This is a genomic window from Tsukamurella pulmonis, assembly GCF_900103175.1.
GTDB classification, from domain to species: domain Bacteria; phylum Actinomycetota; class Actinomycetes; order Mycobacteriales; family Mycobacteriaceae; genus Tsukamurella; species Tsukamurella pulmonis.
In genome coordinates, this window is the sequence record NZ_FNLF01000002.1 from 399,292 (window position 1) to 425,707 (window position 26,416).

General features: G+C 70.9%; 32 protein-coding genes. 12 read left to right on the top strand and 20 right to left on the bottom strand.

What is annotated here, in order from left to right:
• Positions 1-6: 6 nt before the first annotated feature.
• Positions 7-243, bottom strand: a complete 237-nt coding sequence (locus tag BLQ62_RS02230; protein ID WP_068564936.1) for a hypothetical protein — start codon at positions 241-243, stop codon at positions 7-9.
• A 125-nt stretch (positions 244-368) separates the two neighbouring features.
• On the opposite strand from BLQ62_RS02230, the gene BLQ62_RS23660 reads away from it, so the two are divergent.
• Positions 369-530, top strand: a complete 162-nt coding sequence (locus tag BLQ62_RS23660) for a hypothetical protein (RefSeq protein WP_156483181.1) — start codon at positions 369-371, stop codon at positions 528-530.
• Between the two features lie 86 nt (positions 531-616).
• Here BLQ62_RS23660 and BLQ62_RS02240 read toward each other — a convergent pair whose 3' ends face one another.
• Entirely contained in the window at positions 617-2,377 is a 1,761-nt protein-coding gene (locus BLQ62_RS02240) for an N-acyl-D-amino-acid deacylase family protein (RefSeq protein WP_068564957.1), read from the bottom strand.
• 139 nt (positions 2,378-2,516) lie between these two features.
• Between BLQ62_RS02240 and BLQ62_RS02245 the strand changes: the two genes are divergently transcribed.
• From BLQ62_RS02245 to BLQ62_RS02260, 4 genes are read left to right on the top strand one after another with little or no spacing between them, the layout of a single operon-like run.
• Positions 2,517-3,458 (top strand): alpha/beta fold hydrolase, encoded by a 942-nt coding sequence (locus BLQ62_RS02245; RefSeq protein WP_068564932.1) that lies wholly within the window; start codon positions 2,517-2,519, stop codon positions 3,456-3,458.
• Complete coding sequence (locus BLQ62_RS02250; RefSeq protein WP_231857562.1) at positions 3,445-4,344, top strand: metal-dependent hydrolase; 900 nt, start codon at positions 3,445-3,447, stop codon at positions 4,342-4,344. Before BLQ62_RS02245 ends, BLQ62_RS02250 begins: the two co-directional genes overlap by 14 nt.
• 1 nt (position 4,345) lies before the next feature.
• Positions 4,346-5,458 (top strand): PDR/VanB family oxidoreductase, encoded by a 1,113-nt coding sequence (locus BLQ62_RS02255; protein WP_068564930.1) that lies wholly within the window; start codon positions 4,346-4,348, stop codon positions 5,456-5,458.
• A 29-nt stretch (positions 5,459-5,487) separates the two neighbouring features.
• Positions 5,488-6,114: a TetR/AcrR family transcriptional regulator gene (locus tag BLQ62_RS02260; protein ID WP_068564928.1), complete on the top strand. Its 627-nt coding sequence runs from the start codon at positions 5,488-5,490 to the stop codon at positions 6,112-6,114.
• Positions 6,115-6,199: 85 nt separating this feature from the next.
• Here the strand turns inward: BLQ62_RS02260 and BLQ62_RS02265 are convergent, their stop codons facing one another.
• The 5 genes from BLQ62_RS02265 to BLQ62_RS02285 form a co-directional block, all read right to left on the bottom strand.
• Positions 6,200-6,802, bottom strand: a complete 603-nt coding sequence (locus BLQ62_RS02265; RefSeq protein ID WP_068537113.1) for a TetR/AcrR family transcriptional regulator — start codon at positions 6,800-6,802, stop codon at positions 6,200-6,202.
• Between the two features lie 112 nt (positions 6,803-6,914).
• Entirely contained in the window at positions 6,915-7,739 is an 825-nt protein-coding gene (locus BLQ62_RS02270; RefSeq protein ID WP_068537110.1) for an SDR family NAD(P)-dependent oxidoreductase, read from the bottom strand.
• Positions 7,736-8,575 (bottom strand): crotonase/enoyl-CoA hydratase family protein, encoded by an 840-nt coding sequence (locus tag BLQ62_RS02275; RefSeq protein ID WP_068537532.1) that lies wholly within the window; start codon positions 8,573-8,575, stop codon positions 7,736-7,738. The genes BLQ62_RS02270 and BLQ62_RS02275 overlap by 4 nt, the downstream gene beginning before the upstream one ends.
• A gap of 181 nt (positions 8,576-8,756) precedes the next feature.
• Positions 8,757-10,190: a hypothetical protein gene (locus BLQ62_RS02280; protein WP_068564926.1), complete on the bottom strand. Its 1,434-nt coding sequence runs from the start codon at positions 10,188-10,190 to the stop codon at positions 8,757-8,759.
• 529 nt (positions 10,191-10,719) lie between these two features.
• Positions 10,720-11,835 carry a GGDEF domain-containing protein gene (locus tag BLQ62_RS02285; RefSeq protein WP_133298706.1) on the bottom strand — a complete coding sequence of 372 codons (1,116 nt, stop codon included), beginning with the start codon at positions 11,833-11,835 and terminating at the stop codon, positions 10,720-10,722.
• Between the two features lie 96 nt (positions 11,836-11,931).
• On the opposite strand from BLQ62_RS02285, the gene BLQ62_RS02290 reads away from it, so the two are divergent.
• Positions 11,932-12,945, top strand: a complete 1,014-nt coding sequence (locus BLQ62_RS02290) for a bile acid:sodium symporter family protein (RefSeq protein ID WP_068537105.1) — start codon at positions 11,932-11,934, stop codon at positions 12,943-12,945.
• Here BLQ62_RS02290 and BLQ62_RS02295 read toward each other — a convergent pair.
• Both BLQ62_RS02295 and BLQ62_RS02300 read right to left on the bottom strand, forming a co-directional pair.
• Positions 12,909-13,544, bottom strand: coding sequence for an LppU/SCO3897 family protein (locus tag BLQ62_RS02295; RefSeq protein WP_068537103.1), 636 nt, complete (start codon positions 13,542-13,544; stop codon positions 12,909-12,911). The genes BLQ62_RS02290 and BLQ62_RS02295 overlap by 37 nt on opposite strands.
• Before the next feature lie 69 nt (positions 13,545-13,613).
• On the bottom strand, positions 13,614-14,123 hold the full coding sequence (locus BLQ62_RS02300; RefSeq protein WP_068564925.1) for a CGNR zinc finger domain-containing protein: 510 nt from the start codon (positions 14,121-14,123) through the stop codon (positions 13,614-13,616).
• A gap of 25 nt (positions 14,124-14,148) precedes the next feature.
• Between BLQ62_RS02300 and BLQ62_RS02305 the strand changes: the two genes are divergently transcribed.
• Positions 14,149-14,934: a sulfite exporter TauE/SafE family protein gene (locus BLQ62_RS02305; protein ID WP_068564922.1), complete on the top strand. Its 786-nt coding sequence runs from the start codon at positions 14,149-14,151 to the stop codon at positions 14,932-14,934.
• A 12-nt stretch (positions 14,935-14,946) separates the two neighbouring features.
• On the opposite strand, the gene BLQ62_RS23170 is transcribed toward BLQ62_RS02305, so the two are convergent.
• Positions 14,947-15,504 carry a MaoC family dehydratase N-terminal domain-containing protein gene (locus BLQ62_RS23170; protein ID WP_068537097.1) on the bottom strand — a complete coding sequence of 186 codons (558 nt, stop codon included), beginning with the start codon at positions 15,502-15,504 and terminating at the stop codon, positions 14,947-14,949.
• Positions 15,505-15,657: 153 nt separating this feature from the next.
• On the opposite strand from BLQ62_RS23170, the gene BLQ62_RS23175 reads away from it, so the two are divergent.
• Positions 15,658-16,365 (top strand): hypothetical protein, encoded by a 708-nt coding sequence (locus tag BLQ62_RS23175; protein ID WP_068564920.1) that lies wholly within the window; start codon positions 15,658-15,660, stop codon positions 16,363-16,365.
• Between the two features lie 157 nt (positions 16,366-16,522).
• Positions 16,523-17,041: a DUF6578 domain-containing protein gene (locus tag BLQ62_RS02315; protein ID WP_068537093.1), complete on the top strand. Its 519-nt coding sequence runs from the start codon at positions 16,523-16,525 to the stop codon at positions 17,039-17,041.
• Positions 17,042-17,060: 19 nt separating this feature from the next.
• On the opposite strand, the gene BLQ62_RS02320 is transcribed toward BLQ62_RS02315, so the two are convergent.
• Positions 17,061-18,386 (bottom strand): MFS transporter, encoded by a 1,326-nt coding sequence (locus BLQ62_RS02320; protein WP_082756318.1) that lies wholly within the window; start codon positions 18,384-18,386, stop codon positions 17,061-17,063.
• Positions 18,387-18,414: 28 nt separating this feature from the next.
• Here BLQ62_RS02320 and BLQ62_RS02325 point away from each other — a divergent pair, with 28 nt between their 5' ends.
• From BLQ62_RS02325 to BLQ62_RS02335, 3 genes are all read left to right on the top strand, one after another.
• On the top strand, positions 18,415-19,380 hold the full coding sequence (locus BLQ62_RS02325) for a GlxA family transcriptional regulator (RefSeq protein ID WP_068564918.1): 966 nt from the start codon (positions 18,415-18,417) through the stop codon (positions 19,378-19,380).
• A 76-nt stretch (positions 19,381-19,456) separates the two neighbouring features.
• Positions 19,457-20,599 (top strand): acyltransferase family protein, encoded by a 1,143-nt coding sequence (locus BLQ62_RS02330; RefSeq protein WP_068537087.1) that lies wholly within the window; start codon positions 19,457-19,459, stop codon positions 20,597-20,599.
• A complete protein-coding gene (locus BLQ62_RS02335) occupies positions 20,580-21,830 on the top strand; it encodes a hypothetical protein (RefSeq protein WP_139184142.1) in 1,251 nt (416 codons plus the stop codon). Before BLQ62_RS02330 ends, BLQ62_RS02335 begins: the two co-directional genes overlap by 20 nt.
• Here BLQ62_RS02335 and BLQ62_RS02340 read toward each other — a convergent pair.
• The 9 genes from BLQ62_RS02340 to BLQ62_RS02380 form a co-directional block, all read right to left on the bottom strand.
• Complete coding sequence (locus tag BLQ62_RS02340; protein ID WP_068537530.1) at positions 21,803-22,237, bottom strand: acyl-CoA thioesterase; 435 nt, start codon at positions 22,235-22,237, stop codon at positions 21,803-21,805. The genes BLQ62_RS02335 and BLQ62_RS02340 overlap by 28 nt on opposite strands.
• Positions 22,234-23,325, bottom strand: coding sequence for a histidinol-phosphate transaminase (gene hisC / locus BLQ62_RS02345; protein WP_068564913.1), 1,092 nt, complete (start codon positions 23,323-23,325; stop codon positions 22,234-22,236). The genes BLQ62_RS02340 and hisC overlap by 4 nt, the downstream gene beginning before the upstream one ends.
• Positions 23,326-23,410: 85 nt before the next feature.
• A complete protein-coding gene (locus BLQ62_RS02350; RefSeq protein WP_068537083.1) occupies positions 23,411-23,596 on the bottom strand; it encodes a hypothetical protein in 186 nt (61 codons plus the stop codon).
• 123 nt (positions 23,597-23,719) lie between these two features.
• The gene (locus tag BLQ62_RS02355) at positions 23,720-23,929 is read right to left on the bottom strand and encodes a CsbD family protein (RefSeq protein ID WP_068564912.1); all 210 of its coding nucleotides are present in this window, start codon (positions 23,927-23,929) and stop codon (positions 23,720-23,722) included.
• A gap of 2 nt (positions 23,930-23,931) precedes the next feature.
• Entirely contained in the window at positions 23,932-24,525 is a 594-nt protein-coding gene (locus BLQ62_RS02360; protein ID WP_068564910.1) for a hypothetical protein, read from the bottom strand.
• A complete protein-coding gene (locus tag BLQ62_RS02365; protein ID WP_068537077.1) occupies positions 24,522-25,331 on the bottom strand; it encodes a hypothetical protein in 810 nt (269 codons plus the stop codon). Before BLQ62_RS02365 ends, BLQ62_RS02360 begins: the two co-directional genes overlap by 4 nt.
• Before the next feature lie 2 nt (positions 25,332-25,333).
• Positions 25,334-25,519, bottom strand: coding sequence for a DUF2273 domain-containing protein (locus BLQ62_RS02370; RefSeq protein ID WP_068537075.1), 186 nt, complete (start codon positions 25,517-25,519; stop codon positions 25,334-25,336).
• Complete coding sequence (locus BLQ62_RS02375; RefSeq protein WP_068537073.1) at positions 25,516-25,842, bottom strand: hypothetical protein; 327 nt, start codon at positions 25,840-25,842, stop codon at positions 25,516-25,518. The genes BLQ62_RS02370 and BLQ62_RS02375 overlap by 4 nt, the downstream gene beginning before the upstream one ends.
• A complete protein-coding gene (locus BLQ62_RS02380) occupies positions 25,839-26,318 on the bottom strand; it encodes an Asp23/Gls24 family envelope stress response protein (protein ID WP_068537071.1) in 480 nt (159 codons plus the stop codon). Before BLQ62_RS02380 ends, BLQ62_RS02375 begins: the two co-directional genes overlap by 4 nt.
• Positions 26,319-26,416: the final 98 nt, after the last annotated feature.

Genomic DNA, 26,416 nt, shown 5'->3' on the forward strand with positions numbered 1-26,416 from the left:
CCACTTTCAGCGAATTCGTCGACGGATTTGATGAAGCATTGCCACGACGCTGTCGTACAGCGCGCGACTGATGCCCGCCGAACGCCGGGCAATCACCACGCGCAATCCGATGTCGGCTGCGGAATCCGCGAGCACAACGCCACGATGGTGCTGTTCTCCGGTGACCGCCAGGAAGGCAGCCTGGCGCCCGGTGTCCATCTCACTCACCAGCCGGTCGGCCGAGTGCGCGTCATCCGGCCCCATTCCGCACCCGTGCACGCCCAGACTCTGCTCCTCTCCGGCGACGAATGACCGACGACAGTAGGGGACAGGCTTTCGGGTGCCGCACTCCGGACACGTCGATCGGGCCGACGTACAGGGTGCCGTGGGTGACCGCGTGGCCGGTGGCCCTGTTACCGGGCATGATGTTGGCGCTCGCCCGGCGTACGCGCCGAGCGGGGTACGCCTACGCGATCGCGGTGTTGATCGTCGGAGGATTGGTCACCCTGCTCTTCGCGCCGTTCGACTGGTTGGGCCTCGCGCCCACGTGATCGTCGTCGTTCACCGATGAGTACCCGCCACACCGGTTTGGACGTCGTCGGATCCAAGGTGGGGCGTAGGTCGACGGGGCGCCGAGTCAGGACCGCGCCCCCGTCGCCGGGAGGAAGCCGCCTGAGCCCCAGGTGTCACCGAGGCCCTCGGCGAACTCGCCGTCGCGGTAGGCCACCTTCCCACTGATGATGGTGGCGGAGACTGCCCCGGCATCGCGGTTGATCATGCGACGCAGGCCGCCGTACTCGGTGACGGGGGCCTCGTCGAGCTCGTGCACGGAATGGTCCAGCCTCGCGGGATCGACGATGGCGATGTCGGCGCGATCGCCGGGGCGGAGGTGCCCGGCGTCGAGCCCGTACCAGTCGGCGGGTTCGCCGGTGAGCCGATGGATCGCGCGCTCGATCGAGAGGAAGGGCTTGCGCGCTGTCTGCGCCGCCCGCACCCGGGCGAGAAGCTGCAGGTGGTAGTTGTAGAAGGCCATGTTGCGCAGGTGGGCGCCGGCGTCCCCGAATCCCATGTGCACGCTCTTGTTCCGCGCCAGCTTGTCCAGATACTTCGGCCGGTGATTTGCGATGGTCGTGCGCCAGCGGAGCGCCTTCCCGTGCTCGACGACGAGATCGAGGAAGGCGTCCACGGGATGGATGCCGCGCTCCCGGCCGACCTGGCCGAAGCTCTTGCCGCTCAGGTCCGCCTCCGGGCAGGAGATGATCGTGGCGTCGAAGAGGTTGCGGTGCCAGATCTTCGGGGAGAGCTTGTTCTCGTAGTCGCGGCGGAACCAGCGGCGGTACTCCTCGGACTGCAGCAGTTCGTTGCGTTCGATCTCGTCCTTGATGTCGAGTGCGGCCGCCCCGGAGCCGAACTCCTCGAAGACCACGAGATCGATGCCGTCGGCGTAGACGGTGAACGGAACGGGCAGGTGTTGCCACTGGAAATCGCTGCGCAACAATCGGTTCAGAATCGGGGCGCCGTACATCATGAAGTACACCAGCGGCGGATAGGCCTTCGAGTCCGCTGCCGCGAGCAGCGAGACTTTGAGTCGCTTGCGGTGGAGCAGGCTGGACGCGGCGAGGAAGAACTTCGGCAGGTTCGGGGTCAGTGAGACCTCCGGCGTCGATTGCAGGATCCGGCCGCGGCGCCGGAGAACCGAGTTCAGACGGCGGAACTCCTTCCCCTTGACGAACGTCGTCGGCAGCGAGCGCGAGCGGTACAGGTCACCGTCGAGCTTGTCGATCCAGTTGGTCGTCGCGGACATCCCCAGGAACCCGGCGTCCAGCGCCTCCTCGAGCGTTCGCACCATCTCGTCGACCTCGTCCGCCGTGGGAACGGCCTTCTCGTCGACGGCGCGGTCCATGCCCATCGTCGCGATGCGCAGGTCCGAGCCGCCGAGGAAGGCGGCGACGTGGGGGCCGAGTTTCAGCGTGTCGACGGACTTCGCGTACTCGGCGGGTGAGGACCAGGTCCGGTGCGCGTCGAGAGCGCCGATCACGATGTCCCGCGGGACCGCCTCCACCCTGCTGAAGATGTCCGCGCACTCGGTGTTCGAGGCCATGATCGTGGTGAGGGAGCAGTTGCCGATGATCACGGTGGTGACGCCGTGCCGCACCGATTCGGTCAGCGCCGGGGCCACCAACATCTCGACGTCGTAGTGCGTGTGCGTGTCGACGAAGCCGGGCATGACCCACTTGCCGTGCGCGTCGATCACCTCATCGGCGTCCGCCGGCTCCAACGAGGTCGAGCTGATGTCGACGACGCGTCCGTCGCGCACCGCGATGTCCGCGGTGCGGGGGCTGTTGCCGGCACCGTCGAACCAGATGCCGTCGCGGATGAGGAGGTCGTAGCGGGCCATGTCGTCTCCGATCGCCATGCCTATGTGCATGGAGCGCGGTGGTGCCGTGAGCGGGAGGTCGGGAGGGGAATGAACAGCACGTACGAGGTTCCCGTCTTGACTTCCTTTCGGCCTGTCGACTAAAACCATGCAACAGTGCATGGAAATATTCAAGCCCGAGGAGGTGGTGGTGATGATCGACGCGGATGTCGCTGCGTTGCGTCGCGCATCGGTCGACCTGACGCTGCTCACCTGGGGCACTCCCGGTGACCCGCTGGTGCTGCTGCTCCACGGCTTCCCGGACAGCGCCCACACGTGGGATCGGCTGGGGCCGGAGCTGGCCGCGAACGGTCGGTACGTGGTGGCGCCGTTCACCCGCGGCTACGCTCCGAGCGGCCTGGCGCGCGACGACGACTACTCGTTGGTGAGCCTGATCGACGATGTGGTCGCCGTGCACCGCTGGGCCGGAGGCGATGCGCGGGCGGTTCTCATCGGGCACGACTGGGGTGGCGCGATCGCCGATGCCGCGGCCGCCGCCCATCCCGACCTGTTCGAACGGGTCGTCCTGATCGCAATACCTCCGCTGCCGGCGATCCTCGCCCTGAGCGGCCCCGCGCACTTCCGCGCCGCGCTCCGCCAACTCCCGCGCAGCTGGTACATGCCCGTGCTGAACGTACCGATTCTCTCGGACCTCCTGGGGCGCCGTCTGATCGACCGCCTGTGGAGCTCGTGGCGGCATTCTCCGGATCGGGACGCGCGGGGCAACGCCCATGCGGCGCTGCCGGATCGGCGACGGCGGCGGGCCGCGTTCAGCTACTACCGCGCACTGTGGAACCCGTGCTTCCATCGTCGCCGGAGAGAACTGCCGCGGCAGTGGAACCTGCTGCGTTCCAGGAGATCCGTTCCCACACTGCTCATCCAGGGCGCGGACGACACCTGCGGCCTCGCCTCCACCAGCGCACACGCACTCGATCACCTGCCGCCGGGCAGCCGTCGAACGGTGGTCCCGGACTCCGGCCACTTCGCGCACCTCGACCAGCCCGACGCGATCTCGCGCTGCATTCTCGGCTATCTGAAAGGTACGTCCCGTGATCACACGTAAGCGACCGCGCTTCCCGATGGACGCGCTCGACATCGGCCCCCTGCAGCTCAAGGCGCGGGAGGTCGAGTTCGACCTGAGCGAGACGCCGCTGCACTGGATTCCCGGAGAGCCGGCGGCGTCGCACTGCGTCAGCGCCTACCACCTCCTGTTCCCCGAGGTCGAGCGGTTCTTCATCGCCGCGTTCCGCGAGGCCCTCCCCGACATCGAGGACGCCCGCCTCCGCGAGGACGTCCTCGGCTTCATCGGCCAGGAGACGATGCACGCGAACGCGCACGAGGAATCCCTCGACGACTTCTTCCACCGGAACGGCATCGACCCGGAACCGCTGCTCGAGCAGGCCAGGTTCGTTCTCGACCGCCTGCTCGGGCCGCGCGAGTTCCGCAGCGCGAGCGCGGCGCGCCGGCACCTGGTGTTCCGGCTCGCCGTCACCGCGGCGCTGGAGAACTTCACCGCGTTCCTCGGCCATTTCGTTCTGAACTGCGCGTGGGACGACCGCGGCGCCGATCCGAACATGGTGGCACTGTTCCGCTGGCACGGGGCCGAGGAGATGGAGCACCGCAACGTCGCCTACGACGTGGCCATGTACTTCGACCCCCGCTACAGCCGCCGGGTGATCACGATGCTGATGACGTTCCCACTGACCGTCTGGCTCTCGTGCCGCTTCATCTGGTACCTGGTGCGGCACGACCCCGCGGCGCCGCAGTCGCGCCTGCGGGTCCTCTGGCACGCGATCCGGGCCGGACGCCGCGGGCTGTTGCCCTCGTTGACGACGATCCTGGGCTCGGCCGTCGACTATCTGCGCCCCGGGTTCCGCCCCGACGACACCGGTTCCATGGCCCAGGCGCTGTCGTACCTGGCCACCATCGAACCGCGACGGGCGAGTTGAGATGCCCACGCTGCGCCGGCGCCGCCCGGCATCGATAGCGACGCAGATCCCGCCCCACCTGCGTGGGCGATACCGCCGGGATCCCTTCCTGCGCATCGTCACCGGTGGATACCGGGCCATCAACTGGATCGACGCCCGGCTCCGACTGCCCGCGCTCGGAGCCGGCAGCGCGGGGCAACGCGCGGTCCAGGTCGTGAGCAAGGACATCGCGGCGCCGGACGGGAGCGTGATCGCCCTCGTGCTCGAGCCGACCGACGGAGCGGCGGTGCGCTGGTCGGTCGGGGCCCACATCGATGTGACTCTCCCCTCGGGCCGGATCCGGCAGTACTCGCTCTGCGGCGACCCCGCCGACATCGAGAACTATCGGATCGCGGTGCGCAGGGTCAGCACCGACGGCGGATCGGGCGAGATCCACGACGACGTCACCGTGGGTACCGTCCTGCAGGTCTCCGTGCCGCGCAACGCCTTCCCGTTGGCGATCGGTGGATTCCGCCAGCAGACGACGCACGTACGGCTGATCGCGGGTGGCATCGGCATCACGCCGATCCGCCCGATGATCTCCGCGCTCGAGTCCGTCGGCGTTCCGTGGTCGATGGCGTACGCCGGGCGTGATCGCGATTCGATGGCCTTCCTCGACGGGATGCGCCGGTTCGGCGACCGCGTCACGGTGCTCACCGACGACGGGGGTCCGCCGCCGGCGGCCTCCGCTCTCGTGGGAGAGCTGCCGCCGCGGAGCGCGGTGTACGTCTGCGGTCCGCCCCCGATGATCGACGCCGTCCGTACGCACTTGGCGGCGCGACCCGACGTCGAGCTCCACTACGAGCGGTTCTCGCCCGCGCCCGTGGTCGACGGCCGGCCGTTCGAGCTCCACTTCGCGCGCACGGACGAGCGGGTCCCGGTGGCGGCGGACGAGACCGCACTGACCGCGCTACTGCGCGTCAGGCCGGACGCGACGTACTCGTGCCGGCAGGGCTTCTGCCGCTCGTGCGTCGTCCGGGTCGTCGACGGGGTCCCGGACCACAGGTCGACCGGGTTGTCGCAGGCCGAGCGCGACGAGGGATACTTCCTCCCGTGTGTCTCGCGCGCGGACGGACCGCTGAGCGTAGACATGTAGTGACCTGCCCGCCGCACTGAGGAGAACCCATGCCCCGCCTCTCGAGGCCGCGCGGTGCGCACCGGAACGAGAACGGCGAGCACACCTACCGCGCGATCGTGGAGGCCGCCACCGAGGTCCTCGCGACGCAGGGATGGCGCGCGGCCAGCGTGGCCGCGGTCGCGAGCCGAGCAGGCGTCACGAGGGGTGCGATCCAGCACCACTTCAAGGACCGCCAGGGGCTGTTCACGGCGTCGGTCAAGCACGTCCTCGAGTCCCGGATCCAGGACATCGTCGAGCTGCAGGGCACGTCCGTGGACGAGGCCGACCGCACACGCGCGATCGTGCGCGCCGTCGTCGACATGCACATCGGCACCAATTTCGCCGCGGGCCTGCAGCTCTGCATGGCCGCCGCCGACGACCCGGCCCTGCGGCCCCAGGTGGCGGCGATGGAGCTCGAGGTCGGTGCGCGGGGGTTCTGGGCGCTGGTGGAACGACTCGGTCTCAACGGCAACGACGCCACTGTCCGCGCCACGGTGCAGGCCTTCCTCGATTCCGCGCGGGGGCTCGGGCTGGCGGCGATGCTCAACGACGACTCGCAGCGTCGCGCGACGGTGTGCGACCGGTGGGCCGTCATGCTCGACGATCTCCGCGCCGAGGATCCAGCGGGCGGGTAGCCGACGGCGGCACAGCCGAATCCGTAAGGTTCTCGAACACCGGCATCTCGACGTGCCCCGCGCGGCGTTCGGCCTCCGGGGTGCTCTACGACGATGCGCGGGCGCAGAGCGCGGGGAACGCGCTCGCCCACGCGGCGAGAACACGGCGTTCGGTGTCCTCGCTACTACGGAGCACGCTGGTGAGGGCCTGGCCGCGCAGGAGCTCCAGCAGCATCTCGAAGGCCACCGGAAACCCCGGCAGCTGTGCGTATTCCGGGCCGAAGGCCTCGGCGCCGAGCTCGCGGATCCCCTGCCCGACGGTGCGCTCGTACGGCACGAGCACCTCCCGCAGCTCGGGGTCCGTGCGCGCCGCCATCCACAACTCGTAGCCCGCGACGTAGAGCGGCCCGGACATCGCGGTGCGCAGCACGTCGATGGCGAAGGCGACACGATCGGCGCCCGCGGGCGGCGCGGTCAGGGCTTCGCGCACATCGCGATCCTGCTGCTCGGCGACGCGCTGCACTGCGGCCACGAACAGGGCCGACTTACTCGGGAAGTGGTGCAGCAGTGCGCCTCGCGAGACGCCGGCCATCTGCTGGACCCGCAGGGTGGTGGTGCCCGCGTAGCCGTGCTCGACCAGAGCGGTGACGGTGGCGTCGATCAGCCGTTTGCGCATCTCGACCGGGTTGATCGTGCGGGCCGCGGCCATTCTCACCATCCCTGTCCGTGTGCTCGTCCGGGCGGCGCGACGGTGCGCCGGGGCTCACCATCGTCGCACGCCGGCGAGCCCGGTCCGGTGTGCTCGGCCCTGCCCGAAGGCCTCAGCCGACGAGACCGCCGCTGCAGGCGAGCACCTCGCCGGTGATGTAGTCGGACTCGGGCAGACACAGGAGATACACTGCGCCGGCCGCCTCCTCCGGCGTCCCGAGCCGACCGAGCGGCGCGATGTGCTGCGCGGCTTGGCGGATCATCGGATTGACCCCGACCGTGATCTCACGCCCCTCGATCTCGATGGTCTCGGCATCCTCCGCCGAGCTGGTCAGGCGGGTCTCGATCAGCCCGAAGGCCACGGCGTTCACCGTGACCCGGTAGCGGCCCCACTCCTTGGCGATGGCCTTGGTCAGGCCGAGGATCCCCGCCTTGCCCGCGGAGTAGTTGGCCTGGCCCGCATTCCCGTAGAGGCCCGCGAGGGAGGAGATGTTGACGACCTTGCGGGTCACCGGATTCCCCGCGGCGCTCTCGCGCTTGGCCGCCGCGCTGATCACCGGCTGGGCGGCGCGCAGGATCTGGAACGGTGCCTTGAGGTGCACATCGAGAATGGCGTCCCACTGCTCGTCGCCCATCTTCTGGACCACGCCGTCCCAGGTGTAGCCCGCGTTGTTGACGATGATGTCCAGGCCGCCGAACGAATCGACGGCGGTGTCGACGAAGCGTTGCGCGAAGCCCACCTCGGTCACGTTGCCGGGACATGCGACGGCGGAGCCCCCGACTGCCGTGATCTCGGCTGCCGTCGCCCGCGCGACCGCCTCGTCGAGGTCGTTGACCACGACGTTCGCGCCGTGCGCGGCGAGCTTGTGTGCGACCGCGGCGCCGATGCCGCGTCCGGATCCGCTGACGATCGCGGTCCTGCCCTGCAACGTGGTCATGGAGTGTCCTCATCTGTCGTCGTGCCCAGGTCGGTGAAACTGCCGTGCCTGCCCGCGCCGTCGGCGAAACGGGTCGCGCCGGCGAGAGTGTCGGAGAGCAGGGAGGTCCTGCCGTGCTGGTGCTCGTTGGCCATGGCGTCGGTCTCGGTGAGCCCCTCCTGCTCGAGCGTGGACAGCCGGTCCTCGCGCAGGCAGGTCTGAGGGAAGCGGGTGAGCTCATGAGCCAGCGCGAGGGCGTGCTCCAGGGCCGTGCCACTGGGCGCGAGCCGGTTGACCAGGCCCATCGCTCGGGCCTCCTCGGCGGGCACCGCACGACCGGTGAGTATCAGGTCCATGGCGTGCCCCATGCCGATCAGGCGGGGGAGCCGTACCGTGCCGCCGTCGATGAGCGGGACTCCCCACCGCCGGCAGAAGACGCCGAGCACCGCATCGTCGTCGGCGACCCGCAGGTCCGCCCAGAGAGCGAGCTCGAGCCCTCCCGCCACCGCGTGCCCGGAGATCGCCGCGATCACCGGCTTGGACAGGCGCAGGCGGGAGACCCCCATCGGGGCGTCGCCGTCGGGCGCGAACCGGTTCGGATCGCCGGCCGCCACCGCCTTGAGATCGGCTCCGGCGCAGAAGGTGCCGCCCTCGCCGGTCAGGATCGCCACGGCGGCATCGGGATCGGCGTCGAAGGCGCGGAATGCGTCCGCCAGCGCCTCGGCCGTGCGCCGGTCGACGGCGTTGCGCACCGCGGGGCGGTTGATGGACACGATCGTCACCGGGCCGTCCTTGCGGACGAGCACACGTTCCTCTGGCGGCGGCGGGGTCTCACCGTGGTCCGAGCTGCTGTGCATGACGAGCACCGTACAGTCAGTCTGGACTGACTGTAAAGAGGTCGCCGGGAGAGCGGCTCGGCGCCTGCGGGTTCCGCCGCGGCGCCGCACGCGACGAAGGCCGATCGCGAGGTGCGATCGGCCTTCATCGTGAGTCTCACTCCGGCGCTCGCCGTGGGGCGGAGCAGGAGGTGTCCGCCTGTCAGTCGGTGACCGACTCCGAGCCGGATTCGGCCGCGTCGGCGGACTCGGGCTCGTCGGCTGCGCCGGCGCTCGCCGTACTCGGCGTCTGCTCGGAGCTCTGCACGCCGGCGGCCGGCTCACCGCCGGACTTCGCGGCGTCGGCCTCGTCGCCGTCCTCGGTCGTGGTGTGCTCGACGGTGACGCTCGGCGGCGTGGAGGTGGGGCCACCGTCCTCGCCGCCGTTCGTGCTGGCGGATCCGCCGGCGACGGTCACCGACGTGGTGCCGCCGCCGTTGGTGACAACACCCGTCACGGAGCCGCCGTTGACCGCGGCCCCGGACTCGTTCACGCTGCCGGTCACGGGGTTGACGTCGACGGTCGCTGTGCCCGCGGGGGTGCTCGTGGTCGAATTGCCCGAGGGGCTGACGATGGTGGAACCGGTCGGCGTGACGGCCACGAAGCCGCCGTTCACGACGGTGTTGTGGCCACCGAGCGGGGTGCCGACGTTGACCAGCCCCATGCCGCCACCCGCGGACAGCCCGCCGGTGCCGAGGTTGAAGAATCCGCCCTGCAGGACGGTATTGATCGTGCCGAGCGGGCCGCCGAGGCTGCCCGAGGCCACCGGTCCCTGGATGTTCAGGCCGTCCAGCCCCAGGTGCAGGTTGCCGAGCTGGCCGCCCCCGCCGAAGCCGATGCCGAAGATCGAACCACCGCCGAGGCTCCACCCGCCGCCTCCGATGTTCAGCCCGTTGGCATCGAGCGTCAGGACGATCGGCGAGAAGGCGCCGCTGAGGCTGCCCAGCGGGCCGCCCCCGCCGAAGGTGAGCATCGGGCTCTGGAGCATCAGACCGGTGGGGGTGATCGAGATGGCGCCGAGCATCATGTTCACGGTGCCGCCGCCCAGGGACGGCGACGATCCGTTCAGGTTGAAGTGGCCGCCGCCGGCGAAGAGGCCCCCGGCCCCGACGCTGAGGTTGCCGGCGGAGAACGAGTTCGTAAGGGTGCCGAGCGGACTCCAGAAGGAATGGGACCCGTTCGGGCCGCTGGCCGTGAAGCCGGTGGAGGTCAATCGGCCTTGACCGAAGTAGGTGTTGCCTGTGCTGGTCAGGAGCCCCGGAATGCCGCGGGAGTAGCCGCGGACCCCGAGGTAGACCTCGAAGCCGTTCGGACCGGACGACACATAGGGACCGGATCCGGTGGTGCTCGCGTACACCCCCTGCGGCCCTCGCCAGGTGCTGCTGCCGCCCGGCGCGTAGACGCTGATGGTGCCGTCCGGACTCTGGCGTATGCCCCCCGGGCCGTAGACGGTGCCCCGGGTGCCGAGGCCGAACGGATAGACGGTGGTGACCGAACCACCCGAGACGATCATGCCCGGTTCGTGGGGATTGGTGATGTAGGTGATCGAGCTGCCGAACGGGCCGGGGATGGTGGTCGGGGCTGCGACGGTGTCCATTGCCGTGGTCGCCGCAGCCGCGCCCCCCGCGCCGCCTGTCGTGATCGCTGCGGTCGCGGCCAGCGCACCCGCCGCGACGGTCGCCCGCCGCGCCGAACGTTGAAGCGCTGTCGGTGCGCTGTGTCGTCCCACGAAAGTACCTCCGGTTGAAAAAGAATGAATGTATGCAAAAGAACTTCTGCAATAGGAAAATCCTAACGTGCGAAGAGACTTAAAATGAGCTGATTGCAAAACGCGCTGTGCTGACTCCCGTAAGGGGACATCGTTTCCGTTTCAGGGCGGCCACCCGCGTTCGGACCGCTCCTGACCTCGGAAGCATGGTGAGTTTGAGGTAGAAAAGTCCTTGCACTCACGAATCTGCGGTCACCTGAGGAAACATTCCTCCTGTCCAGGAGTGGGCGCCGTAGAGATGTTGCAATCGAATAGTCAGAGGTGTTGATCCGACGCGGGATACTGACGCTAACGATCCATTTTCCCGGCGGGCCGCCTGTCGGGCCGGAGCCGGCGTCGTCGGGTACCGGGGCCGGACTCAGTGCGCCGTCGTATCCGGTGACGCTACGACGGCGTCTCCGGTGCGCTTCGCGCGGTACATCGCCGCGTCGGCATGGGTGAGGAGCCCGTCGAGGAGCTCGCGTTCGGGCGTGGGGGCGTCGGTTGCGGCCACGCCGATGCTGGCGGTGATGGCGACACCGTCGACGGCGGGGAGCGCGCGCACGCCCTCCCGGACCCGTTCGGCGAGATCGAGGTACGTGGGCATCGCATGGCCGACGATGAGGAGGGCGAATTCGTCGCCGCCCAACCTCGCCACGATGGCGTCGACCGCCGCGCCCTCCGCGCGCAACAGGCGGGCGACCCGCACGAGCGTCTCGTCCCCCGCGTGGTGGCCGTGGGCGTCGTTGATCGCTTTGAAGCGGTCGAGATCGAGGACGATGACGCCGACGTGCGCGGCGCTGGGCGTGCGCCGCATGGCCCACGTGGCCCACATGGTGGTCAGTCCGCGCCGGTTGCGGGCGCCGGTGAGGGGGTCGGTGCCCGCCTCGGCGGTGTCGAACCACGAGAAGGTCATGCCGAACTGCATCACCGCGGGGACGCCGATCGTGGCGCCGACCAGGATCGCGGCGCCCAGCACCGCGACGGTCCACCCCTGCGCGGGGATGACCGCCACCGTCGAGGCGACGATCGCCGCGAGTACCAGGGCGGCGTTGACGAGGAACGCACGTGTCGCCAGGATGAGCGCTCCGAAGGTCGCGATCATCGCCAGGCTGGCGATGAACGCGACCGACTCCTTCTGCGTCGACGAGGCCGCGTAGATAGCGATGATCGAGGAGGCGAAGAAGATCGCCGCACCGCGCGAGGTGGGGACATCGCCGATCCGCCAGCGGATCGCCCAGAACAGTGCCACCGCGCCGGCCGCGACCAGCCTGATGATCACCCAGGGGGTCAGCGGGTGGACGACGGTCAGCAGGACGAGTGAGAGCACGCCCAGGAACAGGGCGCAGACGCTGACCACGAGCCGCACCATCGGCAGCAGAGATCGATTCCGCAGGTAGGCGATGCGTTCGCCGTAGCTGGGCCCGCCCTCCCACCATTCGCCGGCGAGCCGACGGAGATCCGCCCGCCTGCTCGTCGAGCTCTCAGGGTTCACGGTGGCAATCTAGTCGACGCTGACCGCTCTGACGAGGAAACGACGACCCGACTTCCGGGGTGCCGCCCTCCGCGCCGGAAGTGAGAGCATCGAAGCATGTCGCCGACTTCTGAATCCCCGGACAATCCCGCCCTCGCGGCGGAGGCGCGGATCGCGCGGACGGCGGTCACCGTGTTCCCGCTCCTGGTCCTGGTGGCCGGTGTCGTCGGCTACCTGACGCCGAGCACGTTCACGCCTCTGGCGCCGTCGGTGCCGTACCTACTCGGCCTGATCATGTTCTGCATGGGACTCACGCTGACCCCGCCCGATCTGGCGTCGGTCGCGAAGCGGCCCTGGGCGGTCGTGCTCGGCATCGTCGCGCACTACGTGATCATGCCGGGCGCGGGCTGGGCGATCGCGCACGCGCTGCAGCTCGAGCCGGAGCTGGCGGTGGGCGTCATCCTCGTGGGCTGCGCCCCGTCGGGGACGGCCTCGAACGTCATGGCCTTCCTGGCCAAGGGCGACGTGGCGCTGTCCGTCGCCGTCGCGAGCGTCTCGACGCTCATCGCGCCGGTCGTCACGCCGCTCCTGGTCCTCCTGCTGGCCGGTTCCTATCTGCCGATCGACGCCGGCGCGATGGTGCTCGACATCGTCAAAACCGTTCTGTTGCCGGTGATCCTCGGCGTGCTCGCGCGCCGCTTCGCGAAGGGGCTCGTGGCGCGGGCGCTCCCGGTGCTGCCGTGGGCGTCCGCGATCGTCATCGCGTTCATCGTCGCGATCGTCGTGGCGGGCAGCGCGAGCAAGCTCGCCGCGGCGGGAGGCATCGTGTTCCTCGCCGTGTTGCTGCACAACGGCTTCGGACTGGGGCTGGGCTACCTCGCAGGCAAGGTCGGGCGTCTGGACGACCGTGCTCGTCGCGCGCTGGCCTTCGAGGTCGGCATGCAGAACTCCGGCCTGGCGGCGACGCTGGCCACGGCGCACTTCTCGCCGCTCGCCGCCCTGCCGTCCGCGGTCTTCTCGCTGTGGCACAACGTCTCCGGTGCGATCGTCGCGGCGTGGCTCGCGCGCCGGCCGATCCGTGACTCGGCCCGGGATCAGGGGGCGGCGACGGGCTCGAGGCACAGCACGTAGGGCGTACTCCTGCGAGTTTCGGTGAAAGTCCTGGTGGAACCGGGGTAGCTCGAGCAACCGCCCGCGTCCTTGGTGTTCTCCAGTCTGCCGACCACCCGATAGTCGGCATCCGCGTCGTCGCAGGGGACCACGACGGTGAGCCTGTCGCTCGAGGTTGCGACGCAGGCACCGCTGCGCGCGCCGGTGCCGTCGATCTCGTGGACGACGAACTTGTTGTACAGCAGCCAGCCCAGGACGGCGAGAGGGATGAGCAGGCCGAGCATGCCCAGGCGCAGGTACAGCGGCTTGCCCGTCTCCATCGGGTGCGCGAAGCCTGGGCGCTGGATCGGCGGCAGCCGGTGCAGACGGATGCGGACCACCAGGTTCCACAGCAGGGTGAGGGGGTTGACCGCGACGGAGAGGAACGTCAGCCATCCCTGCCACAGGCTCTTGGCGGACATCGCGCGGACGGTGGCGATGCCGCAATCGCGACAGTACGGCCCCGGCTGCTTGAGGAAGCGCATGACGATCAGGAAGCCCTGATGGCCGCGGACTGTCGTGTCGATCGCGGGGGACGCGCCGCAGAACCGGCAGCTCGGGCCGGCGGAAAGGGTGCTCATGCGGGCCAGTATCAACAACCCGCGTTAGCGATGCAAGATGGTGTGACGCGAGGTGCAGGATTCGTCGTTTCAGCTCGCGCGATAGCGGCGCACAGCCTCCCGGCTGCCGCACCGCGGCGAGCAGTAGCGCTGCCGGCCGTTGCGCGAGACGTCCGCGAAGACGAGGTCGCAGTCCGACGAGGCGCAGCGGCCCAGCCGGTTCATCCCGCGCGTCGTCAGGTGCAGCGCCGTCCCGGTGAGGATCAGTACGGCGAGCTGGCCGGTCAGGCTCGCTCCGGACTCGCGGTAGTGGATGTGCCAGCCCGTGCCGGCGTGGTCGGTGACGCGCGGATGGGAGGCGTGCGCGGCGAGGAGCGCGTTGAGCCGCTCGACCCGCGCGGCGACGTCGGTGGCGCCCACCACCGTGAGCCACTCGGCGATCAGGGTGCGGCATCCGGCGAAATCCGTGGGTCCGACCGTCTCGACGAGCATGTCGTGCGCATCGCACCGTCGAACCAGCTCCCGCAGGTCTGCGGGCGGATCGTTCGCCAAGTCGACGGCGAGCAGCACCGGCCCCTCGCCGTAAGGGTTGATATGCACAAGGCCATTACAGCACGATCGTGCGGTGCCGGACATCACCACCACGACGCTGCTCCTCCTGCTGCTCGCCGCCCTCGCGGCCGGCTGGGTGGACTCCGTGGTGGGCGGCGGAGGGCTGATCCAACTGCCCGCGCTGCTGATCGCGTTCCCGACGGCCGCGCCCATCCACCTGCTCGCGACCAACAAGATGGCCTCCATCGCGGGCACGACCACGAGCAGCATCACCTACTGGCGGCGCGTGCGGCCCGATTGGCGCACCGCCGTCGCCCTGTCCGTCCCGGCCTTCGCGGGAGCGATCGCAGGCTCGATCATCGCCTCGCACATCCCGCGCTCGGCGTTCAACCCGATCATCCTGGCGGCGCTGATCACCGTCTTCGTCTACACGCTGCGCCAGCCCGACCTCGGCGACGAGACGAACCTGCGCTACCGGGGGCACCGGCACCTCGTGACGGCCGGGCTCGCCGGGTTCGCGATCGGGGTGTACGACGGTGCGCTCGGCCCCGGGACCGGTTCGTTCCTCGTCTTCGCGATGGTGGGCCTGATGGGCTACGCCTTCCTCGAGGCCTCGGCCAAGGCGAAGGTCGCGAACCTCGCGACCAATCTCGCCTCGCTGGTGGTCTTCCTGCCGCAGGGCGCGGGGTATTGGAAGCTGGGCGTGGCGATGGCGTGCGCGAACGTCGCCGGCGGCTACCTCGGCGCGCGGACTGCGGTCGCGAAGGGCAGCGGTTTCGTGAAAGTCGTCTTCCTCGTCGTGGTCTCGGCCTTCATCTGCAAGATCGGCTACGACGTGGTGATGCAGTTCGTGCGGTGAGCGCGGCGCGGGTCAGGCGTTGATGACGCCGTGCATCACGACCTGCTCGGCCGCGTCACCGAAGTCGGCGGCCTCGCCGTCCGGGGAGCCGCCGATCAGCGTGGTGGAGAACGTGACGAGGTGCTCGGAGTCCTGCGAGTACATCTCGTTGCGGATGGTGACCATGTCGAATCCACCCACCCGGCGGTGCTTGTCGACGTGCACGTGGCAGGTGAGCTCGTGCCCGGCGACGATCGGCCGGTGGTAGGTCATCGACTCGTCCGCCTGCATCAGCTGGCTGGCGCCGTAGCCGAGCACCTCGTCGTCGAAGAGGGCGCGGTTGGCCACGACGCCCGCCACGCTCACCAGCATCGGCGGCGCGACGAGATCGGCGTGGCCCGCGGCGCGGGCCGCCTCCACGTCGAAATGCACCGGCGCGGTGAACTGGGAGGCGCGCGCGTACTCGCGCACCTTCTCGCGGCCGACCAGGTAGGTGTCGGGATGGATGTAGCTGTGGCCGACCGCGGATGCGGCACGCTCGCTGATCTGTTCCGGGGTCAGCGCAGGGGCGGCGGGGTCGTTGTTCGGCATCCGTCCAACGTAACGGCGCGCAGGGCCTCGGCACTTGTCCGATCCTCCAAGAATCCGTCCGACGGCTTGGTCCGGGGTCGTTCCGGTGTGGTCGAGTTCACGTCGAGGTCGACGGTTTGCGTTGTACCCCATGGCTCGTCGTAAAATGACGACGTGAGCGAAGCCGGCGCTGCCCCTGAAGACCCGATCGACCTCGAAGCCTGGCGCACCGCCAACGAACTGTCCGTGCCCTTCTCCGAGGCGCTGGATCTGTGGGCCGAGACCGCCCACGCCGCCCTCGTCGAGCTGGCCGGCCGTTACGGCTCCTTCATCAGCTACGCCGAGCTCGCCGCCCGCGCGCAGGCCGACGCCGGCGTCGCCACCCGTGCTCCCGTGCGCCTGTGGGTGGCCGCACTGCAGCGGCGCATCACCGACCGCTGCGGAGCCGCGGGCGAGCCGCCGCTGGTCTCCCTGATGGTCGCGCACGATCAGACCGTCGGTGAGGGCTACGCCCACGCCGTCGCCGCCGCCGGGCTGCCCGTCCCCGAGAACCTGGACCAGCACGCCGCCGCGGCCCGATTCGCCTGCTACCTGCACTTCGGGGCGACGATGCCCGCCGGCGCCGGCCCGCAGCTCACCCCGAAGCTGGAGGAGGCCCGCCGCGTCGCCGCCGCCCGCGCCGCGAAGATCAAGCCGGCCAAGGCCGCCTCGAACGGTCGTGTGGTCAAGGCGCGCACCCCCGCCGCGCCGCGTGCGGCGAAGGCACCGTCGACCCGGCCCGTGAAGGCCGCCGCCCCTGCCAAGCCCGAGCCCCGTCCGGCCAAGCTCTGCCCCAATTGCTTCACCCAGCTCGCCGCAAACGGCGAGTGCGGCTTCTGCTGAATCCACCTCCGGGGTGGGGCCCGGCCCGAGTGTCGGCGGATGCAATAGCAACGCCGGAGCGTCGTCGTGGCTACGATGACCGCGGAGGTACGCCGGGACCCCGCGGAACCGCTCCTGCGAGGCGTCGAACACCCGGTACAGGGCCGTGAATTCTGTTTTGCCGCTGGACGTGTCGCTGGTGTACGTCCACATCTCGAACTGGGAGTACCAGTGCTGCGGTGAGGTGCCGCGGATCGGTTCGACGGTGCGCGGATCGCTGACCCTGCACCCCAGCCGCCGACCGGGCTACCCCGCACCCGAGGTCCTCGACTGGGACCCGTCGACCGGGCTGGTCGTCGTGGGGGATCTGTACGCGCAACTCGGCTTCTCGGTGACTGACCCCTACCGCACCGATCTCATCGTGAGCCTGGGCTGGCACGACGAGGGGCCCGCCCCGGTGGTGGCCGGCACCGTCGAGGTGCTGCTCGAGGAGACCGGGATCTACGTGCGCGAACGCACAGGCGAGCTGGACATCGCGCCGAGCAGCGTCTCCTACCGGGCCGTGCAGGAGGCGACGATGTGGCCGGAGGACCGCCCCGAGCCGGGCGGGCCGGCGGCCGCGGGGGTCGTCGCGGGCGTGCGGCTCGCGGACGCGCGGTCCGAGGGCCTGCGCCTGTTCTCCGAGGCCGCGGGCTGACGGCGCGGCCGCGCACCGCTCACGCGGCCACCGGCTCCGGCGTGACGGTGCGGCTTCGTGCGCGCGGCACGGCCCAGCACATCGCCGCGGCGGCGACGCACAACGCGCCCGCCGTGTAGAACGCCGGGTCGTAGCCGCCCGAGGCGTCGCGGATGTACCCCGCGCCGAACGCCGCGACCGCGGCGCCCAACTGGTGCGAGGCGAAGATCCAACCGAAGACGACCGGCGTCGACTCGCCGAAGTGCTCGCGGGCCAACGCCATCGTCGGCGGCACCGTCGCGACCCAGTCGAGACCGTAGAACAGGATGAACACCAGCAGGCCCGGCGCGAGCCCGGGGGACAGCAGCGCAGGCAGCAGCGCCAGCGCGAGCCCGCGGCCGAGGTAGTAGATCACCAGCAGGATCCGCGAATCGACGCGATCGGTGAGCCAGCCCGAGGCGATCGTGCCCACGACGTCGAAGACGCCGATCACGGCGAGCAGCGACGCGGCGGTGGTGGCGGGCATGCCGTGGTCCCCGGCGGCGGGGATGAAGTGCGTCTGCAGCAGGCCGTTGGTGGTCGCGCCGCAGATGGCGAAACTCGCGGCGAGCAGCCAGAAGGCGGGCCGACGCGCACCCATGGCGAGGCCCGCGACGGCGGCCCGAACCGCGCCGTGGGTGCGCGCCGCGGGAGCCGCGATCTCGTCGGCGCCGTACGGCGGCAGGCCCAGCTGTGACGGCCACGACCGCAGGAACAGCCCGGCCACCGGGATGACCGCGACCGCCACCGCGGTCACCACGAGCGTCGCGGTGCGCCAGCCGTGCGCCTGCGACAGCGCCGCCACCACCGGCAGGAAGATCAACTGGCCGGTCGCGCTGGCGGCGGTGAGCACGCCGGTCACCAGGCCCCGTCGCGCGACGAACCAGCGCATCGCGATGGTGGCGACGAAGGCCGTCGACAGTGATCCGGTGCCCAGCCCCACCAGCACGCCCCACAGCAGGACCAGCTGCCAGGCGTCGGTCATGAACACCGCGAGCCCCGTGCCAGCGGCCACCAGCGTCAGCGCGCCGATGACCACCGGGCGGACGCCGAGCTTGTCCATGAGCGCCGCCGAGAACGGGGCGGTCAACCCGAACAGCGCCATGTTCACCGACATCGCCGCGCCGATCGTCGCGTGCGACCAACCGAACTCGGAGTGCAGCGGGTCCATCATCACGCCGGGCACGGAGCGGAAGCCGGCCGCGCCGAGCATGGTCACGAAGGCGACGCCCGCCACGATCCAGGCGTAGTGCGGCGCGCGCAGGCGCCTCAGAGGTGTACTCACCGGATCAGATTCCCGGATTCCGCGACACCGAACCAGTGGCATTGATGACAAGATATGAAAGAATCGTGCCATGCATACCGTGGCCGTGCTGCTGCTCGAACCGATCGTCGGATTCGATGCGGCGATCCCGCCGCTGTGCTTCTCCGAGGCCACCGACGAGCAGGATCGCCCGCTCTACCGCGTGGTGACCTGCGGCGTCGGCGGCCGCCCCGTGCGCGCCACCGGCGGCTATGCGATCGTCCCCGAGGCCGGGCTCGAGGTGCTCGCCGAGGCCGACACGCTGATCGTCCCCGGGACCAAGATCGCCGGGCCGCGATTCGAGGGCACCCTGCCCGACGAGGTGCGCGCCGCGCTCGCCACCGTGCGGCCGGGCACGCGCATCGTCTCGATCTGCACCGGTGCCTTCGTGCTCGCCGCGGCGGGCCTGCTCGACGGCCGCGACGTGACCACCCACTGGAAGTACGGCGCCCAGCTGCGCAAGCTCTACCCGCGCGTCGGCCTGGTCGAGCACGTGCTGTTCACCGACGACGGGGAGGTGCTCACCTCCGCGGGACTCGCCGCCGGCGTCGACCTGTGCCTGCACCTGATCCGCACCGATCACGGTGCGGCGGTGGCGAACAAGGTCGCGCGGCACTGCGTCGTACCGCCCGCCCGCGAGGGAACCCAGGCCCAGTTCGTCGACGTGCCCGTGCCCGTGAGCGGCGCGGGCAGCACCGTCGAACCCCGGGACTGGGCGGTGCGGAACCTGCACGAGAACCTCTCGGTGGAGGTACTCGCGCGGCGCGCAGGGATGTCGGTGCGCACGTTCAACCGGCGCTTCCGGGAGGAGACGGGGCAGACTCCCGGTGCCTGGATCCTGCGCCGCCGCCTCGACCGCGCACGCGAGCTGCTGGAGACCTCGGAGTTGCCCGTCGACGCCGTCGCGCAGGAGTCGGGCCTCGGCACCGGCGCGAGCCTGCGCGCCCACCTGCGGCGCGACACCGGCATGACGCCGCTCGGCTACCGCCGCGCGTTCCGCGAGCCCCGGGGCGCGTGACCGCGGACCGTCGGGCCCGGGCGACGGTGCGCCGGGCACTGGACGGGCCCCGGGGGCGACCGGGCAAAATGGAGGGATGCAGAGTCGGGTTGCGCCGCTCACCGGGTTGCGCGCCCTCGCGGCGGCCGCGGTGTGCCTCACGCACGCCGCCTTCTCGACCGGCCACTACACCGACGACTTCGTCGGCCACCTCTGGGCGCGGTTCGAGATCGGCGTGCCGATCTTCTTCGCGTTGTCGGGATTCCTGCTCTTCCGGCCCTGGGTGCGGCTGCTGCAGGACGGGACGGGACACCAGCCCGACCTGCGTCGCTACGCCTGGCACCGGTTCCGGCGCGTGGTCCCCGCCTATTGGGTGGTGGTGGTGTTCGTCTACGCGCTGGGCCTGGTGCGGCACGAGCCGAACCCGTCCGGCAGCGGGATCGACGGGCTGCTGCGCAACCTCACCTTCACCCAGATCTACGGTTTCGGGCACCTGCGAGTGGGCCTGACGCAGGCGTGGAGTCTGGCGGTCGAGATGGCCTTCTACCTGGCGCTCCCGCTGATCGGCTGGGTGCTCACCGCGCTGGTGTGCCGCTACCGGTGGCGCCCCGCGCGGCTGCTCGCGGGCCTGGCCGTGGTGGGTGCGATCAGCCCGGTGTGGATCATGATCGCCCCCGACATCGAGCGCACTGCGCGGATGTGGCCGCCCGCATACCTGTGGTGGTTCGTCGGGGGCATGGCCCTGACCGTCGCGGTGGCCCTCGCCCGACGGTGGCCGCGCTGGGCCACGGCCGCGAGCCTCGCCCTCGCGGTGGCGGCCTTCCTCGTCTCCGCGCTGCCCGCGATCGGCGGCCCGCCGACGATGGTGCCGGCCAGCCAGGTGGAGGCGCTGGTGAAATCGGGGCTGTACCTGGTGATCGCGGTCGCGTTGATCGCGCCGATCGGGTTCGCGCCCGCGTCCCGGTCGCTGTACCACCGCGTGCTCGGCAGCCGCCCGATGGTGTGGCTCGGCGGCATCTCCTACGAGTACTTCCTGGTGCACCTGATCGTGATGGACGTGCTGCTCCTCGACGTCTTCGAGTGGCCGATCTTCACGGGGAGCATCGCGATCGCCTTCCTCGCGACCTCGGCGGTGAGCATCCCGCTCGCGTGGGCGCTGCGCGCGGCGCTGCCCTTCGGGGATGATGAGGGACGTACCGCGACGCAGAAGGGGGTGACGGATGTCCGCACAGGAGCCTGAAGTGCACATCGAGGCGCCGGTGCGCCGGTGGACCGACGCGCGCGCCATCCCCATGCCGCGCCGCGAACTGTCCGACGAGGCGGCACTGCTGATCGCCGCCGGACACCTCTCGCCCGCAGCCCGCGAGGTGGTGCTCAACCGCTTCGACACCGAGCGCGCCTTCCCCGACATCGGCGGATACTCCAAGCTGCGGCGCCTGAGCCGGATCGCCGAGCACGAGGCCCCCGCGCCCACGGCCGACGGCGTCCCGCCCAACCCGCTGCAGCAGGCCAAGGCCGCCGCCGACGCGGTCCGCGGCGCCGATGCGCGGCGCAAGCTCGCCGGGTACCGGCACGCCTTCACGCTCAACCGCATCTCCTTCGCCGCCGGCGTGCGCGCGGTGCGGCGGGCCCGCAAGGACGCAGTGCACCTCGATCTCGACGAGCGCGACGCCCTCTTCGACGCGCTGTGCCTGACGCCGTTGCCGCTCACCCCGTCGGCCGCGGCGGTCGCCGCGCGCACCGTCGCGCGGGTGGCCGGGCCGGCCCTGCGCCTGGCCCCGCAGCTCGCGGGCTGGGTCGACGGGCACGGCGCGCCGGACGAGGGCCTGCTCGTCTTCGAGGACCGCTACGACGTGCTGTTGTTCATCGCCGGGCTGGTCTACGACAAGGTGAGCTACTCCCGGTCGGTGAGCGCCGGCGAGTTCGACGAGCAGTTGATGCAGTTGGACCTGCCCACCGACCTGGTGCAGATCTCCGCCGACGTGGTGCAGCTCAAGTCCGTGTGGAGCCAGCTGCGGTACGCGCCGGGCCTCGCCGACGGCACCCGCTCGAGCGAGCTCGACAAGGTCTGGGACGAACTCGTCGATCGGGTCACCGCACTCACCCGGGTCGGCGACCTGGTCGACGTGGCCGATTCCAAGCGGCCGCGGCGCATGTCCATCGAGTCCATCGATCAGCAGATCCACGAGCTGGTGCAGCGCGCCGGTGAGCGCGAGATCTCCACGCAGAGCGCGCGTCGCGTCGCCGGGCAGATCATGGGGGCGCGGGGCGACCTCCCGCCGCAGCTGCCCGACGGGACGCGCCGGGCCCTGCCCGGCGCCGGTTCGATCGGATCCGACGGTGCGGCACCGGGTTCCACTGCCGGCAACCCACGCTCGGGCGCTGCCCGGCCCGGGGCGGCGCTCCCCGGAGAGGCGCCGAAGGCGTGGCGGCCCGCGCCGGCTCAGCCGCGCGACCAGGACGCCAGGTAGGACTTCTCCTCGTCGGTGAGACGGCGCAGGCTCCGCTTCTCGATGTCGACCACCGCCATCTGCGTGGTCGCCAGGATCGCGGGCTTCGACTCGGGCGCAGCGCCGTTCGCGCGCACCTCGTAGCCGAGGGTGAAGTCCACGGTGCGGTTGGAGGCGATGTACATTCCCACCTGCACCGGCGAATCCTCGTGGTAGAGCTGCGCCTTGTACTTGATCGCGACGTCCGCGATGAAGGCGCTCTTGATCAACGGCGCGTACTTCTCTCCGGCGGAGAGCAGCCACTGGATGCGGGCCTCCTCGAGCAGCGTCACCATCCGCGCGTGGTTCACGTGTCCCAGCGCGTCCATGTCCGACCAGCGCACGGGAACGTGCGCCGTGAACGCGAACTCGTGCTTGCCGAGGCTCACCGCGACCACCCCGACGCGAAGGCGAGGAAGGCGTCGTTCTCCTCCGGCACGGTCACGGTGACGCGGACGCCGGCACCGTCGAAGCCCCGGACCAGCAGGCCGGCCTCGGCGGCGTCGGCGGTGAACCGCAGGGCGTCGGTGCCGAGGGGGAGCCAGACGAAGTTGGCCTGCGTGTGCGGCACCTCGAATCCTGCCTCCAGCAGCGCCTCCCGGACGCGGACGCGCTCTGCGACGACGGCCTCGGTGCGGGCGAGCAGCTCGTCGTTCGCGTGCAGGGAGGCGATCGCCGCGGCCTGCGCGGGCACGCTGACCGAGAAGGGCAGGTGCACCTTGGTGAGCGCGGCGATGAGCTCGGGATCGGCGATGGCGTAGCCGACGCGCAGGCCCGCGAGGCCGTAGGCCTTGGAGAAGGTGCGCAGCGCGATCACGTTGCGGTGCCGGGAGATCAGGGCGGCGCCGTCGATGCGTTCGCCGGTCTGCTCGTTGGGGCGGTGGTACTCGTAGTAGGCCTCGTCGAGGGCGACGATCACGTGCGGCGGCACCTTCTGCAGGAACGTCTCGAGGGCGTCCTCGGAGACCGTCGTGCCCGTGGGGTTGTTCGGGTTGCAGACGAAGATCAGGCGCGTGCGATCGGTGATCGCCGCCGCCATGGCATCGAGATCGTGCGCGTGATCGGCGGTGAGCGGCACCTGGACCGGCGTCGCGCCGACGACGCGCGTCACGATCGGGTAGGCCTCGAAGCTGCGCCAGGCGAAGATCACCTCGTCGCCGGGCCGGCAGGTGACCTGCACGAGGTCCTGGCAGAGGGCGACGGAGCCGCAGCCCACGTGCAGCTGCTCCTCAGTGGCTCCCGTGAGCTTGGCCAGCTCGGCCTTGAGTGCGACCGCCCCGTTGTCGGGGTAGCGGTTGGCGTCGCGCAGCACCTCCGCGAGGGCCGCGGCGACCGAAGGCAGAGGACCGTCGACGATCTCGTTGGAGGCGAGCTTGATCGCGCCCGGCGCGGACTTGCCCGGCACGTAGGCGGGGAGCGCGTCGAGATCGGGGCGGATGCTCAGCGGCGCGGGGCGGGACGAGTTCTCAGTTGCCACCCGGCCAGGGTAGTCCGACGGTGCGCCCGCGCGGACCACCGAGGCCGGTCGCACGGACCGGCCCCGGTGGCGGTGGAGCGGTGGATCAGTTGCCGGTGAGCTTGTCCTTGAGCGACGCGGCGTCGCCCTTGACCTTGTCGCCGAACTCGCCGGCCTTCTCCTTCGCGGCGGCAGCGGCCTCGCCGACCTGGCCCTCGACCTTGCTCGCGGCCTCCTGGGCGCGGCCCTTGAGCTCCTCGGCCTTGCTCTTCGCGTCGTCTGCGAAACTCATATCGTTGCCTTCCGGTGTACCCGACGTACTACCCCGAGGACGGCCCCCGAGGCCTCGATTGTGCGCGACGTGGGACGCCCGCGCCGGGCAACCGTGTGCAATAGCATCCGACCTGCGGGGATTTCAGTTCCCGGTGAGCTTGTCCTTGACGGCGTCGACGCCCTCCTTGACCTTGTCGGCCGCCTCCGTGATCTTCTCCTTGGCCGCGGCGAGGCCCTGATCGGCCTGTCCTTCGGCCTTGAGGTCGTCGTCGCCGGTGACCGCGCCGGTGGCCTCCTTGGCGCGACCCTTGAGATCCTCGGCCTTGTTCTTGGCGTCGTCAGCGATTCCCATGGCTATGTCCTCTCGGTGATCGTGTGGTGTTCTTCTTCTCGGGGGAGCTCCCCAAGTCCTTTGTCTCCCCGCCGGTCGTTGACCAGGATCTGGAAACCGACGTCGGGGTTGGTGGCGGCGGCGACCTCACGTCGGGCGGCTGCGGCGAGCGCCGACAACTCCTCGACCGAGGCGCTCGGGGCGATGCTGACCGCCATCCGGATGATCGGCCGGCCCTTCTCGACCGCGGTCGACGGCCGGGCGCGGCGGATCAGCGGGTTGCGGCCCAGGTCGGCGGCGACGGCGTCCGCCACGCGCCCCAGGTCGACGGTGCCGCCGCCCTCGGTGACCGTGGTGCGCGAGCCCGCACTGCGCAGGTGCCGCACCAGCAGCCAGAGCGTGAGCAGGATCAGCGCCACGCCGGCCGCGCCGACGACGGCGGGCCACCACGGCTCGTCGGGCAGCCGGGTGATCTTCGCGGTCGAGACGCGGTCCGCGGCCTCGGCAGCGGTGCGCTGCCCGAGCCGGTCGCCCAGGGCCCACAGGCCGCCGGCGAGCAGGACGAGGCCGACCAGGCCCGCGACGAGCCTGTCGAGCACGCGGGTCGAGGGCTTCATCGGGCCACCTCCTCGGGGGTGCGGCGCTCGGCGCTCACGCGCCGGCCGAACCAGAGATCGTCGGTCACCGGCGCATGGCTGCGCCGTCGGGGCTTGACGGCCGCGATGACGAGCACCAGCCCGAGCACGATCGCGCCGATCGTCGCGGGCCAGGCCCACCAAGCCCATTGCACGTCGTCCGCGATGCGGGGCACGGCGTCGAGCCAGCGGTCGCCGGCCACCCAGCCCAGCGAGACCAGGCTGTCGCGGACGGCCAGGACGCCGAGCGCGAGGATCGCCAGCAGCAGCGGCACCGTCGCGATGCTGGCGCCCGCGGTTCGGCGGGGCGCGTGCTTGCGCCGTGCCCGGACGTCGGCCGAGTCCTCCGGCTCCGGGGGCGGGTTCCGGTGCAGGAACGCCGCGTCGGAGTCGGTGCGCTCGTCGCTGACCCGGGTGATGTGCACGTGCACGTCCGTGGGTGCGGCGCCGAGGCTGCGGCTGAGCTCGTCGTCGATGGCGGAGCGGACCGACGGGACCAGGCGGGCCGCGTCGAGCGGCCACTGTGCCGCGATCTGCACGTCGACCTCGTTGCGGTCGCGGTCGGCGAACCGGACGGCCGGCAGTTGCCGGGTCGGCAGCGTGCGCCGCCGCTCCGTGCCGGGCACGGTGAGCACGGCGTGCTCGATCAGCCTGCGCCGCACGCGTTCGTCGATGACGGTGCGCCCTCGGCCCGCGGTCTCCCGCGCGCGCTCGGCGGCGGCGTTCGCCTCCGCCGCGGCACCGGCCTCGTCCGGAGCGTCGGGGGTCACCGATTCGTCGGTGGTCATGGTCAGCTCCGGTCGCGCCGCCGCAGAGCGGTGAGGTCGATGAGACCGTCGAAGTGGGCGCCGACGGCCATCCCGGCCGCGCCGAGGACGATCGCGAGCAGGAAGCCGAGCAGACCGCCCACGAGGACGGCGATCGCGACCAGCAGGCCGATCACGCCTCCCCAGACGGTGAAGTTTCCGGGCGTCATGCGCTGAACTCCTTCGATGAAGCGGCGTCCGGGTTCCCGGACACCGCGATGTCGGACACGACGACGTCGACGGGGACCCCCGCGGCGTCGGTGGCGACCGCGCGGACCCGGTCCGCGAGGTCGATCAGGTCGATGTCCCGGCGGAACTCGAGGACGACGGCGACCTGGCCGCCCTCGTCGTCGAGGCGGACACCGCGGACCGTCCGGCCCGGCAGGTACGTGGCGGGCGCGCCGGGCCCGCCGGCGTGCACGCCCACGACGCCGTCGACGGCCGTCACGGCGGCGACGACCCCGTCGACCCGCGCGGCGTGCGCCCTGCTCACTGGACCCGCGGCTCGGACGAGGTCTCCTCGGCGGCCTCGTCCTCGTCGGCGAAGTGGACGTCGTGGACCGTGACGTTCACCTCGGTCACCTCGAGGCCGGTCATGGACTCGACGGCGTCGATCACGTTGCTGCGGATGCCGGCCGCCAGGTCGTGGATCGCGACGCCGTACTCGGCGACGATCGCGACGTCGACGGCGGCCTGCTTCTCGCCGACCTCGACGGTGACGCCCTGCGTCAGGTCGGGGGCGCCGGGCAGGGTCTCGCGGATGCGGCCGACGACGCGCGCGGCCTGGCCGCCGAGGTCGTAGACTCCGTCGACCTCGCGGGCGGCGATGCCGGCGATCTTGGAAACGACGACGTCGGCGATGCTCGTGGTGCCGCGACCCACCTGCGTCGAGACCGCGGAGCCGGGCGTCTTCGCCGTCGACTCGTCGGTGGTCGAGGCGGTGGCCGGCTTAGTGGTGGTCGAGGTCATCTTTCCGTCTCCCTTGTGTCGACTGATGTACCGGGATCCTTTCCGGCACACTGGGTGAGTCGCGGCGTTCGCAGGATCGGCACGCGATTGTGATCCAT

Bases quoted from the DNA above. Each gene is read 5' to 3' on its own strand.
- BLQ62_RS02280 (WP_068564926.1), bottom strand. From the start codon at position 10,190: ATGGACACCGTCGCAGCCCCGACCACCATCCCCGGCCCGTTCGGCAGC.
- BLQ62_RS02380 (WP_068537071.1), bottom strand. From the start codon at position 26,318: ATGACCTCGACCACCACTAAGCCGGCCACCGCCTCGACCACCGACGAG.
- BLQ62_RS23170 (WP_068537097.1), bottom strand. From the start codon at position 15,504: ATGCCGAACAACGACCCCGCCGCCCCTGCGCTGACCCCGGAACAGATC.
- BLQ62_RS02370 (WP_068537075.1), bottom strand. From the start codon at position 25,519: ATGACGCCCGGAAACTTCACCGTCTGGGGAGGCGTGATCGGCCTGCTG.
- BLQ62_RS02260 (WP_068564928.1), top strand. From the start codon at position 5,488: ATGCCCCGCCTCTCGAGGCCGCGCGGTGCGCACCGGAACGAGAACGGC.
- BLQ62_RS02320 (WP_082756318.1), bottom strand. From the start codon at position 18,386: ATGCCACTGGTTCGGTGTCGCGGAATCCGGGAATCTGATCCGGTGAGT.
- BLQ62_RS02255 (WP_068564930.1), top strand. From the start codon at position 4,346: ATGCCCACGCTGCGCCGGCGCCGCCCGGCATCGATAGCGACGCAGATC.
- BLQ62_RS02265 (WP_068537113.1), bottom strand. From the start codon at position 6,802: ATGGCCGCGGCCCGCACGATCAACCCGGTCGAGATGCGCAAACGGCTG.
- BLQ62_RS02230 (WP_068564936.1), bottom strand. From the start codon at position 243: ATGGGGCCGGATGACGCGCACTCGGCCGACCGGCTGGTGAGTGAGATG.
- BLQ62_RS02330 (WP_068537087.1), top strand. From the start codon at position 19,457: ATGCAGAGTCGGGTTGCGCCGCTCACCGGGTTGCGCGCCCTCGCGGCG.
- BLQ62_RS02360 (WP_068564910.1), bottom strand. From the start codon at position 24,525: ATGAAGCCCTCGACCCGCGTGCTCGACAGGCTCGTCGCGGGCCTGGTC.
- BLQ62_RS02275 (WP_068537532.1), bottom strand. From the start codon at position 8,575: ATGCACAGCAGCTCGGACCACGGTGAGACCCCGCCGCCGCCAGAGGAA.
- BLQ62_RS02325 (WP_068564918.1), top strand. From the start codon at position 18,415: ATGCATACCGTGGCCGTGCTGCTGCTCGAACCGATCGTCGGATTCGAT.
- BLQ62_RS02245 (WP_068564932.1), top strand. From the start codon at position 2,517: ATGGAAATATTCAAGCCCGAGGAGGTGGTGGTGATGATCGACGCGGAT.
- BLQ62_RS02240 (WP_068564957.1), bottom strand. From the start codon at position 2,377: ATGGCCCGCTACGACCTCCTCATCCGCGACGGCATCTGGTTCGACGGT.
- BLQ62_RS02335 (WP_139184142.1), top strand. From the start codon at position 20,580: ATGTCCGCACAGGAGCCTGAAGTGCACATCGAGGCGCCGGTGCGCCGG.
- BLQ62_RS02355 (WP_068564912.1), bottom strand. From the start codon at position 23,929: ATGGGAATCGCTGACGACGCCAAGAACAAGGCCGAGGATCTCAAGGGT.
- BLQ62_RS02365 (WP_068537077.1), bottom strand. From the start codon at position 25,331: ATGACCACCGACGAATCGGTGACCCCCGACGCTCCGGACGAGGCCGGT.
- BLQ62_RS02290 (WP_068537105.1), top strand. From the start codon at position 11,932: ATGTCGCCGACTTCTGAATCCCCGGACAATCCCGCCCTCGCGGCGGAG.
- BLQ62_RS02295 (WP_068537103.1), bottom strand. From the start codon at position 13,544: ATGAGCACCCTTTCCGCCGGCCCGAGCTGCCGGTTCTGCGGCGCGTCC.
- BLQ62_RS02350 (WP_068537083.1), bottom strand. From the start codon at position 23,596: ATGAGTTTCGCAGACGACGCGAAGAGCAAGGCCGAGGAGCTCAAGGGC.
- BLQ62_RS02270 (WP_068537110.1), bottom strand. From the start codon at position 7,739: ATGACCACGTTGCAGGGCAGGACCGCGATCGTCAGCGGATCCGGACGC.